Genomic DNA, 16609 nt, shown 5'->3' on the forward strand with positions numbered 1-16609 from the left:
TTATGGCAACTGTATTGGTTGAAGAAAATAAGAAGTATAGAAAAGTTATTAATATACTGGCCATCGTAATTCCCCTTGCGGTTGCGGCATTGATTGGAATCCGTCAAAAGATAGATTTGGGTACCTGGACGAAAGTTTTACCCCACGTCATCGGTCTGCTGAATACGGCTACGGCTATTTTGCTGTTGCTGGGATTTTATTTTATCAAAGTTAATAACCGTAGCGCACACCGTTTGATGATGACGGCTGCGTTTGCTTTGGGCGCTGTTTTTTTGGTCTGTTACATTCTGTATCACATTTCCAACGAGTCAACACCCTTTGGTGGATCCGGGTTGATCAGACCCATTTATTATTTCCTGCTGATCTCGCATATATTATTATCCATTGTGGTCGTTTGGTTTGTACTGAGAGCCGTCTACTTCGGTTATAGCAATCAGCTGGCTGAGCACCGCAAAGCCGTAAAATGGGCTTTCCCGATATGGTTGTATGTGAGTGTAAGCGGTGTTATTGTTTATTTGTTGATTAGTCCCTATTACGTATGAAAAAGTTTCTGGTGATTTGCGGGTTTGTAATTGCTTTTTTTGTTTTAACGGTTCCCTCAACCATGGCTCAGTGTGCGATGTGCAGAGGAAGTGTTGAAAGTTCCATGGGCAACGGGAGAAATAACGTAGGCGTAGGTTTGAACACCGGTATCGTTTACCTTTTTATGATGCCTTATCTGTTGGTCGCAGTGATCGGATACATGTGGTACCGGCATAGTAAAAAAGCACAGCAGGAACGTCAATTTGTATCGGCACGTGTGCAGCAGGCTTTGCATCACAAATAGGGTTTTATAGATCTTATCCCAGGCGGAATCAAATTATTGGTTCCGCCTTTTTATTTGGGAAATGGTCAACAGATTTTGTGGTGATTATAAAAAGCTAAAAATATTTCCTGAATGTAGGTGTGTAATGAGGGGTTGAAGTCTTTACTGGAAAACAAGTTTGTCATGCGATCGATTATTTTATTTCTGCTGCTAATATGTTCCTTGTCCGGGAACGGTCAAAGTATTTCAACGTCGAAGCCATGGACATACTGGTGGTGGATGGGCAGTGCCGTTAATAAAGAAGACATCACAGCGCAGCTCGAACAATTTTCCCGGTCAGGCCTGGGAGGTGTTCATATCATTCCTATTTATGGCGTGAAAGGAGACGAGAACGAGTTTGTCCCTTTTTTGACCGATCATTGGCTGGATGTGATGCAACATACGGTTATGGAAGGGAAACGGCTCGGCTTGGGTGTCGATATGACAACGGGTACAGGCTGGCCCTTCGGCGGACCCAATGTAACTAAACAGATGGCGGCGAAGACAATCAGTTTCAAAGACGGGAAATGGATCATTGTACCGACAAAACAAGAAGTAAAGCGCGCAGCGCCGGGAGGTGAGGGATTGGTGTTTGATCCGTTCCATCCGACGGCTATGTCAACCTACCTGAACAGATTTGATTCGGCGTTCGTCCATGCCAGGCAACGTCCGCGGTCGATGTACATGGATTCTTACGAAGCCTATGGAGCCAACTGGACCGATGATTTTTTGAGGGAATTTAAAAAACGCCGGGGATATGATTTGGCTAATGAGCCTGCGATGCTGACCGATACGACGGGTAAACCCGGGTCGATACTCGTGAAAATCGATTATCACCAGACACTGGCTGAACTGCTAAGAGAGCGTTACGCGCATGTATGGACGAAATGGAGCCGGGAAAAAGGATTTTTAACAAGATACCAGGCGCATGGCTCCCCAGGGAATTTGCTGGATCTTTACGATGAAGCAGATATTCCCGAGACGGAATCCTTTGGCACCAGTCGTTTCCCGATTCCGGGATTAAGGATTGATCCCGACTATTCCATAAAACAGTTTGGAACACCGAATCCGCTGGCGATGAAATTTGCTTCGTCGGCTGCACATTTTTCGGGAAAGAAACTCGTTAGCTCGGAAACCGGTACCTGGCTTGCCAACCATTTTAAAGTTTCCTTATCACAGTTAAAACCGCAGATTGACGAGTTGCTGACGGCGGGAATCAACCACATTTTCTACCACGGAACCACGTATTCGCCCGTGAAAGAGTCTTATCCCGGCTGGTTATTTTATGCTTCCACCAATTTCGGAGGCTCCTCACATTTTGCTGAGCACTTTTCACTTTTAAATCAATATGTGGAGCGCTGTCAGAAGCTGTTGCAGGAAAGCCGTCCGGATCATGATGTACTGGTTTATTTCCCAATCCATGATCTGTGGTCGACACCGGCCAAATCGGGTGGCGGAGTACATTTACTGGAAGTGCATCACGTGGACCGCTGGTTGCTGCAATTGCCCTTTGGGCAACTCACGACAAAACTCTGGCAGGAAGGATATGCTTTCGATTACGTTTCGGACCGTCAGCTGACCAGACTGTCGGTGGATCAGGCGGGAAATCTGGCCTCGGAAGGTTCGACCTATAAAACAATAATCATCCCGCCGTCAACCTATATGCCAGAGGAGACATTACAAGCGCTCGAACGACTTGCAAAGGCGGGTGCCAGAATCGTTTTCGCCGATCATTTGCCGCAAAAAGTGACGGGTTATAACCTCAATGAAAACCGGCAAAAGCAGTTTACAACCGGTCTTGCCGCATTGAAAAGTAATCATCCGAAAGTACTGGTGGGAAAAGACTGGCAGGCAGCGCTGCGAAAACAGGGCGTGGTGCAGGAGCCATGGGCAAAACAGGGCCTGACTTTTATAAGAAAAATAGAAAATGGAAAGACTTTATATTTTGTTGCCAACGTCGGGAATACGTTCCGGGAGGGCTGGATAGGTCCCGGTAAGTTCAAAGGCAACGTGGAACGCTATGATGCTTTGAGCGATCAGTCCATAACGCTGGCGGGCAGGAAGGAAAAAGGTGAAAACCAGATATTCTTAACATTGTTACCCGGACAGTCGTGTTTTCTGAGAGAATCGGATCGGTCAGCCGAATCAGCCGTTTCTTCGGTTGGTGAAAAACAATACCCGCTTTCGGGAACCTGGCATGTAAACTTTATCAAGGGGAAACCCTCACTTCCGGCCCCGGCGCAGTTATCCAAGCCTGGATCGTGGGTTACGTTTTCCGATACGGCCCGTTATTTCTCCGGTACGGCACGTTATGCATTGGAGTTTGATGTTCCCTCGGAGCTGTTGGGCTCTAAAGCTATAACGCTGGATTTGGGAGATGTCCGGGAAGTGGCCGCGGTGAAAATAAACGGTAGGGAGATCGGCACGGCGTGGTCGATACCGTTTCAGCTCCGGTTAATTTCGGAAATGCTTCGGGAGAGAGGAAACAAACTGGAAATTGAAGTGACAAATCTTTCGGCGAATTACATGCGTCTGCGGGATAAACAGGCACCCGACTGGAAGAAATTTTATGATATCAATATCGTTGATATCACCTATAAGAAATTCAATGCAGAAAACTGGGAACCGATGCCATCTGGTTTATTGGGACTGGTTAGATTTTTATATTACTAAACTTTGCTGCCATGAATTTTCACGTAATGGGCTCGTGAAAATGCATGGCAGCATAAACATCTACTCCCACAGCGGGTAATGTTCAAGCTGAATCTGCTGTCCGAAAAATATATTGGTAGATTGTTCGAAGGAAAGCGTATAGTCAGAAACATAGAACTGACGTTTTCCCGTACCTTTTTCATTTACGAGATAATGCTGTTCCAGCCAGGCCCGCAGGGAATTCGCTACAATTTCCGAAGTATCCAGGATCTCCACGTCCTTGCCGTAATACTTGCTGATCTGGTTTTTAATCAGGGGATAATGGGTACACCCGAGAATTAACGATTCAATGCCGTTCAGCGTTGGATCTGACAAATAGCTGTCAATGATGCTTTCGCTGATGTTATTGTCAAAAAAACCTTCTTCAATCATCGGTGCAAGCAAAGGTGTCGCGAGTGATTTCAGGTTGATATTTTTCCCCAATGCATCCACTTTCTTTTTATACACATTGGATAAAACGGTTTGTTTGGTCCCGATGAGTCCCACGGTTTTTCCTTCATAATGCTCCTTGATGTAGTCCACAACCGGGTCAATTACATTCAGAACCTTGGCTTTGCTCCCGACATATTCCCGTACGAGCTCAAATGAAGCGGCCGATGCGGAGTTGCAGGCAATCAGTATCAGCTTACAATTTTGCTGCAAAAGCATGTTACAGATCTTGATCGAATAAGCCTGGATGGCTGCCGTTGATTTGTCTCCATAAGGCAAGTGGGCGGTATCTCCGAAATAAATGGTATTTTCATTGGGTAAAAGACGGGTTACCGCGCTGGCGACGGTCATGCCGCCAATACCGCTATCAAAAATGCCGATGGGCGCTGAGGAATCGAACATGGAGTAAATCAGGGGAAAATAGTTAATCGGCTATAAAACTAAATGAAGGTTGGTAATAATTCCTTTGTAAGCGGTAAATATATTTTATTGCGAAAAATTAAAAATTCCGTCTTTTTGTAACTAATTGATAATTAGATTGTTGATAATGTAATATAATGCAGAACATGAGTACGATGGAAATGATTTAAAAAAATAAATCCTGTTGTGCAACCTCCGGGATAGGTTTTCACATCTTACCATTGAAACAACATGAGCATGGGTCGAATTTTATCCTTTTTTAACCAGGAAGCACAGCTGATCAAAGCACTCCGGCAGGAAGACGCCAGGGCGCAGAGACAGGTGTACGAAAAGTATGGCCCGCGCATGCTGGGGGTATGCTTTCGTTATCTGGGTGATGAAATGACGGCCGAGGATGTGATGGTGGAGGGTTTTCTGAAAGTGTTTGGGAAAATTGACCAGTTCAGTGGTGATGGAAGTTTTGAAGGGTGGATCAGGCGGATCATGGTGAATGAGGCACTTGGGTTGCTGCGGAAAAGAAAACAAATGCCGGAAGATATTTTATCTGACGAAGCGGCCAATATTCCGGACTATAATTACGCGGACCAGCATATTGAAACGCAGGAGCTCCTGGATATTATTGAAAAACTTCCGGTTGGTTATCGCACGGTTTTTAATTTATATGCAATTGAAGGTTATGCGCATAGCGAAATTGCAGGATTGTTAGGTATTACTGAAAGTACATCGAAATCCCAGTTACACCGCGCCCGGGCATTGTTGCAAAAAATGGTGGTGGAATGGGAAAATGATTTCAAAAAAAAATTGAATTATGAAAAAGCATCCGGTTGATGATCTTTTCAAAAAGAGACTCACTTCATTGGAGAAAAAACCTACTGAGCTGGCTTGGAAACGGATTCAGGAAGGTCAGAAGAACAAATCGCGGCGAATGGCGGCGTGGGTATGGTATGCGGCGGCAAGTATGGTGCTGACGATGATCACGGGGTACCTCGTGTGGCAAAGTCAGGATCCTGTTTCTTCCCCGACAGGCACTGTTCAGATGGCCCGGGTGGAAAAAGTCACACCGGATGTAAAACCAACGCCGGATCCAGTAACCGGGAAAAAAGAAGCTGTTGAAGGCAAGGACAAGGAGCTCGAAATTGAGTCGGCTGGCCAGACACCTGTATTGGCGGAAGTAAAAGTGGATCGCAAGGTGCATCAGAAGGTGATCGAAAGAAATCCTTTGCGCAAAGCCAACGCGGAGGAAAACAAGCCGGATAACCAGCCGCAGATCCAGATCGCTAAAATTGAAACGGCAAAAACAAACGAAGTGAAATTGGATAAACCTGATATGCAGCCGTCCATCGTGCCGGAAAAGGTTGTCCCGAAAGCGCCGGAACTTGCCCGTGTGGATGAAAAGAAACCAGACCGTACCATTATCGTAGAGGTTGAAGAACCGGTGAACGAGCCGAAAGAAAAAGGGAAACCTTCGCGGTTTGCCCGCGTTTTTCGCCAGCTTAAAAATGTAAGGGAAGCCGAACCGGTGGATTGGGATGACGTTGGATTTAATCCGAAAAGTATCATGGCAAGAGCAGATGACCGAACGAATGATGATGAAAAAGTTTCAGGTAAACGTGAACGGAAAAATTAATTGGTAACCCCCTTAGTCATGAAAACGAGAATCATTTTGGTAGTTGCGCTGCTGATGTCGCTGACAGAAGTTATGGCGGCAAAAACAATCCCCCCAGTGGATAAGAAACCATTCCCGAACGACTCCATCATCGTAAGATTTGGCAATAAAACGAGAATGGTCATTTACGGGGAGAATAAGAAAGAATTGGAGAAAATCCTGAAATATGATCTGAATGCTTTGCTGAAAGACCTGAAAGTCCGTCTGGATAGTACGCAGCAGGACACGACGCTGATCGTCGAGGAGTTTAGCGGTGACGATTATCTGAAAAATAAACCGGACCTGGGCGACGATAAAAATTATGTCAGGATCGGGAGACGGGGCCTGCAGATAAAAAACGGGAATAAGCGCGTGGCGGTCAATGATGATGACGTCGATGTGTCGGACGATAATACGGGAAATTTTAATTACGGAAAGATTGGAGAGGCGGCAAAGGCTTATGTTCCGAGCTGGGGATCCAGTCCGCGCAAAGGCTTTAACATCGGGCTGGGGCTGAACACCTATGGCAGCAATACACCCATGACATTAAGTTCGGGGGCGGTAAATGAAATGCCTGATTTAAAACCATTTGCATCGCGGTACATCAGTCTGGGATATATCGCTTCCACGACCGTTGCAAAGGGACAGAAAGCGCGGTTGAGCTTCGATTTTGGTATTGATTTTTCCTGGTACAACCTGATGTTTGAAGGGAATAAAAAAATTGTAAAATCGCCGGATGGTATCGCCGTGTTCAAACCTGTTCTGGACGAACAAGGCACGAATGAGATCGCGTTGAAGAAAAACAAGTATGTGCTGCCGTTTGTGAACCTGTCGTTCATGCCGACGCTCAGTTTCCGCAGATCGTTCATCTCCCACATCACCGCCGGCGTCTACGGCGGGTACCGTCTGGGGAGTTATTCGAAGATTGTGGCGGAGGGAAGTAAGGACAAAAAATTCGATCGTGTTAACTTTTTTGCCAATGATGTCCGGTATGGCGTGGGATTTGAACTGGGCATCCGCAGGTTCCCCGATTTGTTCGTGAACTACGATTTGAACGAACTTTATGAAACAAATCAGGGACCGGCCGTAAAAATGTTGAGTTTTGGAATAAAATTATTTTGATTATAACCTGTTGATTTAGTGTCTGCTAGAAATGTATTTCTAACGGGCGCTAAATTTTTTTGAAAATATTTTTCCAAATAAGTTGCAGCGTATTAAAAAAGGACATAATTTTGCAGCTCCAAAAGTGAGACAAGAGGTTTTCACGGTTGTGTTGAAATGTTGAAAGGGGGTGTACCAGAGTGGCCAAATGGGGCAGACTGTAAATCTGCTGGTGTATGCCTACGGTGGTTCGAATCCATCCGCCCCCACAGTGAGTGTCGAAGTTTTCTTTATGATTTACCAGAATAAAGAAAGGCACAAAACAGATGCGGAAGTAGCTCAGCTGGTAGAGCGATAGCCTTCCAAGCTATAGGTCGCGAGTTCGAACCTCGTCTTCCGCTCAATTAAGACACCGTCAAGCGATCAGCGAAAAACATTCATTTTGAAGCCCTTTCGCTGGTCGCTTTTGGCTGTTGTTTAAATTGGGCCCTTTTTGATTTAGGTCAAAAAAGCCAGGGAAACGTTAAGCGTAACGTTTCTAAAATATTGAAATTTGCTGTTGTAGCTCAGGGGTAGAGCACTTCCTTGGTAAGGAAGAGGTCAGGGGTTCAAATCCCCTCAATAGCTCAGAGAGTGCCAGGATATTTGGGCATTCAGCGGTGATTTCTCGGGATGGCGTTGGTTTGTCTCCGAAGTATCCGCGAAGATTTTGATTCTTTGCATTTAGTTTTATTGGTTTTGAAGGGCTTGGTAAATGTAAGCTAAACGGAATCAATCATTAGTGTTTAATAAATTCGTAATAACTTCAAATTTTAAGCGTACTTAGGACATGGCAAAAGAGACGTTTGACCGCTCGAAACCCCACGTGAATATTGGTACTATCGGGCACGTTGACCACGGTAAAACTACCCTTACAGCGGCAATTACAACTGTATTGGCAAAAAAGGGTTTAGCAGTATTGCGTGATTTCTCATCAATTGATAATGCACCTGAAGAGAAAGAACGTGGTATCACAATTAATACATCACACGTAGAATACGCAACAGCAAACCGTCACTATGCACACGTTGACTGTCCAGGTCACGCGGATTACGTGAAGAACATGGTTACTGGTGCTGCTCAGATGGATGGAGCTATCATTGTAGTTGCTGCAACTGATGGTCCTATGCCTCAAACTCGTGAGCACATTCTTTTGGCTCGTCAGGTAGGTGTTCCTCAACTAGTAGTATTCATGAATAAAGTGGATATGGTTGATGATCCAGAACTACTTGAACTTGTTGAAATGGAAATCCGTGAGCTTTTGAGCTTCTACGATTATGATGGAGACAACATTCCAGTTATCCAGGGTTCTGCTTTGGGTGGATTGAATGGCGAAGAAAAATGGGTTAAGACAATCGAAGAATTGATGGACGCTGTTGACAGCTACATTCCAATTCCTCCACGTATGACTGATCTTCCTTTCCTTATGCCTGTTGAAGACGTATTCTCGATCACTGGTCGTGGTACTGTTGCAACTGGTCGTATCGAGCGTGGTGTGATCAACTCTGGTGAGCCTGTTGATATCTTGGGTATGGGAGCAGAAGGTCTTAAATCAACCGTAACTGGTGTTGAGATGTTCCGTAAAATCCTTGACCGTGGTGAAGCTGGTGATAACGTAGGTTTATTGCTTCGTGGTATTAACAAAGAAGATATCCGTCGTGGTATGGTTATTTGTAAGCCAGGTTCAGTAAAACCTCACGCTGCTTTCAAAGGTGAAGTTTACGTACTTTCGAAAGAAGAAGGTGGACGTCACACGCCATTCTTTAACAAATACCGCCCTCAGTTCTACTTCCGTACAACTGACGTAACAGGAGAGATCACTCTTCCTGCTGGTGTTGAAATGGTTATGCCAGGTGATAACGTTACAATCGACGTTAAATTGATCAGCAAAATCGCTATGGAAAAAGGTCTTCGTTTCGCGATTCGTGAAGGTGGACGTACCGTAGGTGCGGGTCAGGTAACTGAGATTGTTGACTAATCGAGATAAAAATAAAAAACAAGTGCGTTTCTTTTGAAATGCACTTGTTTTTTATAAAAATAGTGTATCTTTGCAGCCCGAAACATTGGTTCGCACGGAATACGGGTGTAGTTCAAGGGTAGAATAGCGGTCTCCAAAACCGTTGATGGGAGTTCGAATCTCTCCACCCGTGCAAAAGTCAAAAGCAACAATGGATAAATTTACTTCGTTTCTAAAAGCGTCTTGGGAAGAAATGACCGAGCATGTGACGTGGCCTCCCTTTAACGAGCTTCAGGCGAACACAACATTAGTGCTTGTTGGATCTCTCATTTTTGCCTTCGTGGTAGGAGTGATGGATTTTGTCTTTGAAAACGCACTCAGACTGTTTTATCAGTCTTTCTAAGGTATTTTTTTTAGCGACACCCCCTGAATGGTATGAGTGGATTAAATTGGTTTGTATTACGTGCTGTGTCAGGACAAGAGAAAAAGATCAAGTCCTATATCGAGAATGAAATAACACGGCAAAAACTCAATGAATTCGTTCCGCAGATTCTTATTCCTTCTGAGAAGATTTATGAGATGCGTAACGGAAAAAAGAGAGTTCGGGAAAAGAATTTCTTTCCTGGATACATTATCATTTCAGCTGATTTATCAAAAGGTGAAGTGTTACACATCATTACCAGTATTCCTGGGGTGATTGGTTTCTTAGGAAACGCAGAAGGGAATTCCAAAGTACCGGTGCCGTTGCGCCAGTCGGAGATCAACCGGATTTTAGGTAGGGTCGACGAAGCGGAACAGCACGAAGAGGCACCAAACATGTCTTTCATGAAAGGCGAAACCGTAAAGGTGGTCGATGGTCCGTTCAGCGGGTTTATCGGTTTGGTGGAAGAAGTATTTGATGAGAAGAAAAAACTCAATGTAGTTGTAAAAATATTCGGGCGTAATACACCCGTTGAATTAAGTTACGCACAAGTAGAAAAGGATAATTGATCAAGAGAACGGGCAGGGTAAGCTTCCACTTGCATGTAAGCCGTTTAATTAATCAGTGAACCGCACAAATTCCAAAACAATGGCAAAAGAAATAGGTGGATACGTCAAACTACAGGTAAAAGGTGGCTCAGCCAACCCTTCACCTCCAATCGGTCCTGCACTAGGATCGAAAGGTTTGAATATCATGGAGTTTTGTAAGCAATTCAATGGCCGTACTCAGGATAAACCTGGTGTGGTATTGCCGGTAGTTATTACGTACTATAAGGATAAGTCTTTTGACTTCGTCATTAAGACTCCCCCGGCCGCAAATCTTCTTCTGGAAGCATCAAAAGTAAAAGTTGGTTCGGCTCAGCCAAACCGTCTAAAAGTTGGTTCAGTTACTTGGGATCAGGTTCGTACGATCGCTGAAACTAAAATGCCTGACCTTAACTGTTTTACAATTGATTCGGCTATGAAAATGATAGCGGGAACGGCTCGTAGTATGGGTATTACCGTAGCTGGCAAAGCCCCGTGGGAAGAAAACAACTGAGCGTAGTTTAATTACGCCAAAGAAACAAAGAACATGGGAAAATTGACCAAAAAGCAAAAAGAAGCTCTTTCGAAATACGACGCAACCCAGGTTTATACCTTGGAACAAGCAGCGGAAGTCCTAAAGACGATTTCTTATACTAAATTTGATTCTTCTGTTGATATCGACGTTCGTTTGGGCGTTGATCCTCGTAAAGCTGATCAAATGGTACGTGGCGTGGTAACATTGCCACACGGAACCGGAAAGGATGTTCGTGTATTGGTTTTGTGTACTCCTGATAAGGAGGCTGAAGCGAAAGAAGCAGGAGCAGATTTCGTTGGTCTTGACGAGTTTATCACAAAGATAGAACAAGGCTGGACTGACATCGACGTGATCATCACAATGCCTAGTGTAATGGCAAAAGTGGGTAAGTTAGGTAAAGTATTGGGTCCTCGTGGTCTGATGCCAAACCCTAAATCAGGTACAGTTACACCAGATGTAGCTAAAGCTGTGAAAGAAGTGAAAGCAGGTAAGATCGATTTCAAGGTTGACAAATCTGGAATTATCCATACCAGCGTAGGAAAGGTTTCTTTTGGACCAGACCAACTTGCACAGAACGCGACTGAGGTTATCAACACCTTGATCCGCCTTAAGCCATCTTCGGCAAAAGGTACTTACGTAAAAAGCATTCACTTATCTTCTACGATGAGCCCGGGTGTGACTATTGACAAAAACACGATTCCAGGATTATAATATGACACGGGAAGAGAAAGCAGTAATTATTGACGAGCTAAGTCAGAAATTCTCGAACACGCCATACTTCTATATTACCAGTGCTGCAGGCATGTCTGTAAGTGAGGTTAACGTTCTTAGAGGCCTATGCTTCGAGCGCGGTATCGAGTATCGTGTTGTTAAGAATACTCTGATTAAGAAAGCATTAGAAACACTAGATACGGATTATTCTTCTTTCGACACAGTTTTGAAAGGTTTTTCCGGTGTAATGTTTCACCCGGAGTCAGGTAAAGTTCCTGCACAGCTGATTAAAGAATTCAAGAAAAAAGCAGGTAGCGACAAGCTTAAGTTCAAAGGAGCTTCTGTTGATTCATCTCTTTTTGTTGGTGAAAGCCAGCTTGACGTTCTGATCGCTCTTAAATCTAAACAAGAGATGGTTGGAGAGATTATCGGTCTGTTGCAATCGCCTGCTAAAAACGTTATCGGCGCTCTTCAAAGCGGTGGAAACAAATTGGCTGGTATTCTTAAGACTTTATCTGAGAAAGAAGACTAATATAAATAGCCAGGCTGAGCTCTCCGGGTTTATAAGAAATCGAGCTTTTAAAATCATCTTATTGTATAATCACAAAATCAAAAATAAAAATGGCAGATTTGAAAGCTTTCGCGGAACAGCTTGTTAACCTAACGGTTAAAGAAGTTAACGAATTGGCTACAATTCTTAAAGACGAATACGGAATCGAACCAGCTGCTGCAGGTGCAGTAATGGTTGCAGGTCCAGCAGGTGGCGGTGACGCTCCGGCAGTAGAAGAAAAAACGTCTTTTGATGTAATTTTGAAATCAGCAGGTGCTAGTAAACTAGCTGTTGTGAAATTGGTTAAAGACCTTACAGGTCTTGGACTTAAAGAAGCAAAAGAACTTGTTGACGGTGCACCGAAACCAGTTAAAGAAGGAGTTGCTAAGGACGAAGCAGAAGCTTTGAAAAAACAACTTGAAGAAGCTGGTGCAGAAGTTGAAGTGAAGTAATTTGCTTTATACCAATCATCAATAATATCTTGGGAACAAGGCCTGACTGACGTCAGGTCTTTTCCTATTTTGCATATAAACCAAACAAAATGTACTTCCTTACGTTTGGTTTATTGGGCCGAAAGTGAAATTTTATTCTTCGGTTCGCTAATTCTCCTTCCGGATAATTGGTCTGAAACACTTCTTTACTCGTAGAAAAGAAGAAAAGGGGCCGTTATTCTATTTTTCTCTACGAGGCAAACGATTAAGGTTTTAAACTAATTAGTACGATTGCGTGTTGTAATGTGTTACACCGTCGCTTTGTTTTCGTTCTACTAACCCAAAATCAGACATAGCCTTGGCTACAATTAAAGCAACTCCCAGAATAAATTTCTCCAGGATTAATCAGATTATTGATTATCCGGATCTGTTGGGAATCCAGGTACAATCGTTCCGGGATTTCTTCAGTCTTGATACTTCAGTAGAAGATCGTTCTGATGAAGGATTGTACAAAGTTTTCGCTGAAAACTTTCCTATTGCCGATTCTCGCGACAACTTCGTGCTCGAATTTATCGACTATTTATTAGAGCCACCAAAGTATTCTGTCGACGAATCAATTGATCGTGGGTTAACTTATGCAGTGCCTCTGAAAGCAAAATTACGTTTGATATGTAATGATGCAGATCACGAAGAATTTGAAACCATTGAACAAGAGGTATTCCTAGGAAATATCCCTTACATGACCGACCGCGGTTCATTTGTAATCAATGGTGCTGAACGTGTTATTGTTTCTCAGTTACACCGTTCTCCGGGTGTGTTCTTCTCCATGAGCAAGCACACAAACGGCTCTAAATTATATTCAGCACGTATTATCCCGTTTAAGGGTTCATGGATTGAATTCTCTACTGACGTGAATAATGTCATGTATGCATATATCGACCGTAAGAAGAAATTCCCGGTTACTACGCTTTTAAGAGCCATCGGTTTTGGTTCTGATAAGGATATCCTTGATCTCTTCGGACTTTCTGAGGAAATCGGAGCGACACCGACAAACTTGAAAAAAGCGGTTGGCCGTCGTTTGGCTGCGAGAGTGCTTCGCACCTGGACAGAAGATTTCGTGGATGAAGATACCGGTGAGGTAGTTTCTATCCAGCGTAACGAAGTATTGTTAGAGCGTGATTCAACAATCACTCCTGACGATATCGAGGTTATCGTGGAATCTGGCCAGAAGTCAGTGATCCTTCACAAGGAAGACATGAATGTTGCGGATTATAACATCATTTATAATACGCTGCAAAAAGATAGCTCAAACTCCGACAAGGAAGCTGTTGAGCAGATTTACCGTCAGCTTCGTAACGCAGAAGCACCGGATGAGCAAACGGCAAGGGATGTAATCCAAAGCTTGTTCTTCAGTGATAAGCGTTATGACCTTGGTGATGTTGGTCGTTACCGTATCAACAAAAAATTAGGTTCTGACACAAGTCTTGACGTACGCGTTCTGACAACAGGTGATATCGTTTCGATCGTTAAGTATCTGATCGGTCTTATCAATGCGAAAGCAGTTGTCGATGATATTGACCACTTGTCAAACCGTCGTGTTCGTACCGTTGGTGAACAACTTTACGCACAGTTCGGTGTAGGTTTGGCTCGTATGGCCCGTACCATCAAAGAACGTATGAACGTGCGTGACAACGAAGATTTCAAGCCTGTTGATTTGATCAACGCGCGTACGCTTTCTTCTGTTATTAACTCTTTCTTTGGTACCAACCAGTTGTCACAGTTCATGGATCAAACGAATCCATTGGCTGAGATCACCCACAAAAGACGTATGTCTGCGCTTGGGCCTGGTGGTCTTTCCCGTGAAAGAGCAGGTTTTGAGGTTCGTGACGTTCACTACACGCACTACGGTCGTCTGTGTACAATCGAAACGCCTGAAGGACCTAACATTGGTTTGATTTCTTCTCTTTGCGTATTTGCCAAGGTGAACGGAATGGGTTTCATTGAAACTCCTTACCGTGTGATCGATGGTGGCGGAAAGCTGACGAATGATATTATATACATGACTGCCGAAGAAGAGGATTCCAAATATATCGCTCAGGCTAACGCCTCGGTAGATACGGACGGAAACTTTACGGTAGAAAAAATCAAGACGCGTTTTGAAGGTGACTTCCCGATGGTTGATCCTTCTCAGGCTTCTTATATGGACGTTGCCGCTAACCAGATCGTATCGGTAGCAGCTTCTCTTATTCCTTTCCTTGAACACGATGATGCCAACCGTGCTTTGATGGGATCGAACATGCAGCGTCAAGGTGTTCCATTGTTGCGCCCACAAGCGCCAATCGTTGGAACGGGCCTTGAAAAGCGTGTTGCGATGGATTCACGTGCATTGGTAGTGGCGGAAGGTGACGGTGTGATTGAGTATGTGGATGCAACTAAAATTGTTGTTCGCTACGAAAGAACAGATGAAGAGCGTCTTGTAAGCTTTATTGAAGACAGCGTTTCTTACGACCTTGTTAAGTTCCGTCGTACCAACCAGGATACTTGCTTAAACCTGCAACCAATGGTTCTTAAAGGCCAAAAGGTATCGAAAGGTGAAGCATTATGCCAGGGATATGGTACAGAAGGTGGAGAACTTGCCTTGGGTCGTAACCTTTTGGTTGCGTTCATGCCTTGGCAGGGATACAACTTTGAGGATGCGATTGTAATCTCTGAGAAAGTGGTTCGTGACGATATCTTTACTTCTATTCACATTGAAGAATTTGAATTGGAAGTACGTGATACGAAACGTGGAGAAGAAGAACTTACTGCTGAGATTCCTAACGTAAGCGAGGAAACTGTTAAAAACCTTGATGAAAACGGTATCGTACAAGTTGGTACGGAAGTAAAAGAGGGTGATATTCTGATTGGTAAGATCACACCAAAAGGTGAGTCTGATCCGACTCCGGAAGAAAAACTTCTTCGTGCAATCTTTGGTGACAAAGCCGGTGATGTGAAGGATGCTTCGAAAAAAGCACCGCCATCTATGAAAGGTGTAGTTATCGATACCAAACTTTTCTCTCGTCCTACGAAAGAAGAGCGTGCGAAACACAAAGACGAGCTTAAATTGCTTATGAAGAAATATGGCCGTGACTTGACAGCACTTCGCGGACGTATCATCGAGAAATTAGTTTCTCTTACAGATGGCAAAACAAGTCAGGGTGTTAAGCACAAATTCGGTGATGAGTTGATTTCAAAAGCGGTTAAATTCAACGTGAGAAATATCTCTGAGAATTTATTCCCTGCCAACAACCCGTACCGTGACGAAAGCCAGTACGCCGTGGTTGAGGAAGTAAACTTGATCGGTGATGTATTGACTGATTCATGGACGGATGATGCGCATGCCAACCGCCAGGTTTCGCTTGCATTGAAGAATTATCTTAACGCACGCAGCGAGTTGATGGGCCGTTTCAAACGTGACCGTTTTGCGCTTGAAGTGGGAGATGAACTTCCGGCAGGTATCGTGAAACTTGCGAAAGTATATATCGCTAAGAAACGTAAATTGAAAGTAGGGGATAAAATGGCGGGTCGTCACGGTAACAAAGGGGTTGTTGCCCGTATTGTACGTGATGAAGACATGCCATTCCTTGAAGACGGAACACCAATGAACATCGTGTTGAACCCGCTTGGGGTACCTTCACGTATGAACATCGGTCAGATTTACGAAACCATCCTTGCATGGGCAGGTCTTAAACTGGGTCGTCGCTATGCTACGCCTATCTTCGATGGAGCTACGGAAGCAGAAGTTGCAGCTGAGTTGAAAGAAGCCGGGTTGCCGGATTGGGGACGTACTTATCTGTACAACGGACTTAGCGGAGAGCGTTTTGACCAACCAGTTACAGTCGGACTTATGTACATGATGAAGCTGGGTCACTTGGTTGACGATAAAATGCACGCGCGTTCGATTGGACCATACTCGCTTATTACACAACAGCCGTTGGGTGGTAAAGCACAGTTTGGGGGTCAGCGTTTTGGAGAGATGGAAGTGTGGGCACTTGAAGCATTCGGTGCATCTCATATCCTTCAGGAAATCCTTACCGTAAAATCGGATGACGTAGTGGGCCGTGCCAAAGCATACGAAGCTATCGTAAAAGGTGAAAACCTTCCGAAACCAAATATTCCGGAGTCATTCAATGTACTTGTTCACGAACTTCGTGGATTGGCATTGGAAATTACGCTGGACTAATTTTTAGT

General features: G+C 44.2%; 15 protein-coding genes and 4 tRNA genes. 18 read left to right on the forward strand and 1 reads right to left on the reverse strand.

Annotated elements, in window-relative coordinates; all coding sequences use genetic code 11:
* Window positions 1-2: 2 nt before the first annotated feature.
* From RB622_RS10610 to RB622_RS10620, 3 genes are all read left to right on the forward strand, one after another.
* Window positions 3-542, forward strand: a complete 540-nt coding sequence (locus tag RB622_RS10610; protein WP_308046523.1) for a DUF420 domain-containing protein — start codon at window positions 3-5, stop codon at window positions 540-542.
* A complete protein-coding gene (locus RB622_RS10615) occupies window positions 539-826 on the forward strand; it encodes a hypothetical protein (RefSeq protein ID WP_308046524.1) in 288 nt (95 codons plus the stop codon). The genes RB622_RS10610 and RB622_RS10615 overlap by 4 nt, the downstream gene beginning before the upstream one ends.
* A gap of 162 nt (window positions 827-988) precedes the next feature.
* On the forward strand, window positions 989-3517 hold the full coding sequence (locus RB622_RS10620) for a glycosyl hydrolase (protein ID WP_308046525.1): 2529 nt from the start codon (window positions 989-991) through the stop codon (window positions 3515-3517).
* A 60-nt stretch (window positions 3518-3577) separates the two neighbouring features.
* Here the strand turns inward: RB622_RS10620 and murI are convergent, their stop codons facing one another.
* Window positions 3578-4387: a glutamate racemase gene (gene murI, locus RB622_RS10625; RefSeq protein WP_308046526.1), complete on the reverse strand. Its 810-nt coding sequence runs from the start codon at window positions 4385-4387 to the stop codon at window positions 3578-3580.
* Window positions 4388-4642: 255 nt separating this feature from the next.
* On the opposite strand from murI, the gene RB622_RS10630 reads away from it, so the two are divergent.
* The 15 genes from RB622_RS10630 to rpoB all read left to right on the forward strand — a co-directional run bounded on the left by RB622_RS10630 (window position 4643) and on the right by rpoB (window position 16601).
* On the forward strand, window positions 4643-5233 hold the full coding sequence (locus RB622_RS10630; RefSeq protein WP_308046527.1) for a sigma-70 family RNA polymerase sigma factor: 591 nt from the start codon (window positions 4643-4645) through the stop codon (window positions 5231-5233).
* Complete coding sequence (locus RB622_RS10635) at window positions 5214-6032, forward strand: hypothetical protein (protein WP_308046528.1); 819 nt, start codon at window positions 5214-5216, stop codon at window positions 6030-6032. The genes RB622_RS10630 and RB622_RS10635 overlap by 20 nt, the downstream gene beginning before the upstream one ends.
* Before the next feature lie 18 nt (window positions 6033-6050).
* Complete coding sequence (locus tag RB622_RS10640; RefSeq protein WP_308046529.1) at window positions 6051-7172, forward strand: hypothetical protein; 1122 nt, start codon at window positions 6051-6053, stop codon at window positions 7170-7172.
* Window positions 7173-7337: 165 nt separating this feature from the next.
* A tRNA-Tyr gene (locus RB622_RS10645) sits at window positions 7338-7420 on the forward strand.
* A 59-nt stretch (window positions 7421-7479) separates the two neighbouring features.
* A tRNA-Gly gene (locus RB622_RS10650) sits at window positions 7480-7552 on the forward strand.
* A 154-nt stretch (window positions 7553-7706) separates the two neighbouring features.
* Window positions 7707-7778 (forward strand) — tRNA-Thr (locus RB622_RS10655).
* 202 nt (window positions 7779-7980) lie between these two features.
* Window positions 7981-9168, forward strand: coding sequence for an elongation factor Tu (gene tuf / locus RB622_RS10660; RefSeq protein WP_308046530.1), 1188 nt, complete (start codon window positions 7981-7983; stop codon window positions 9166-9168).
* 101 nt (window positions 9169-9269) lie between these two features.
* Window positions 9270-9340 (forward strand) — tRNA-Trp (locus RB622_RS10665).
* 18 nt (window positions 9341-9358) lie between these two features.
* Entirely contained in the window at window positions 9359-9550 is a 192-nt protein-coding gene (gene secE / locus RB622_RS10670) for a preprotein translocase subunit SecE (protein WP_137341234.1), read from the forward strand.
* A gap of 32 nt (window positions 9551-9582) precedes the next feature.
* Window positions 9583-10137, forward strand: a complete 555-nt coding sequence (nusG, locus tag RB622_RS10675; protein ID WP_308046531.1) for a transcription termination/antitermination protein NusG — start codon at window positions 9583-9585, stop codon at window positions 10135-10137.
* A 79-nt stretch (window positions 10138-10216) separates the two neighbouring features.
* Entirely contained in the window at window positions 10217-10666 is a 450-nt protein-coding gene (rplK, locus tag RB622_RS10680; RefSeq protein WP_090339956.1) for a 50S ribosomal protein L11, read from the forward strand.
* A 33-nt stretch (window positions 10667-10699) separates the two neighbouring features.
* Window positions 10700-11398: a 50S ribosomal protein L1 gene (gene rplA, locus RB622_RS10685; protein ID WP_308046532.1), complete on the forward strand. Its 699-nt coding sequence runs from the start codon at window positions 10700-10702 to the stop codon at window positions 11396-11398.
* Between the two features lies 1 nt (window position 11399).
* The gene (gene rplJ, locus RB622_RS10690) at window positions 11400-11930 is read left to right on the forward strand and encodes a 50S ribosomal protein L10 (protein WP_308046533.1); all 531 of its coding nucleotides are present in this window, start codon (window positions 11400-11402) and stop codon (window positions 11928-11930) included.
* 89 nt (window positions 11931-12019) lie between these two features.
* Complete coding sequence (gene rplL, locus RB622_RS10695; protein ID WP_308046534.1) at window positions 12020-12400, forward strand: 50S ribosomal protein L7/L12; 381 nt, start codon at window positions 12020-12022, stop codon at window positions 12398-12400.
* A gap of 337 nt (window positions 12401-12737) precedes the next feature.
* A complete protein-coding gene (rpoB, locus tag RB622_RS10700) occupies window positions 12738-16601 on the forward strand; it encodes a DNA-directed RNA polymerase subunit beta (protein WP_308046535.1) in 3864 nt (1287 codons plus the stop codon).
* The last annotated feature ends 8 nt before the right edge of the window (window positions 16602-16609 follow it).

The sequence above is a fragment of the Dyadobacter sp. LHD-138 genome, assembly GCF_030929615.1.
Classification (GTDB): domain Bacteria; phylum Bacteroidota; class Bacteroidia; order Cytophagales; family Spirosomataceae; genus Dyadobacter.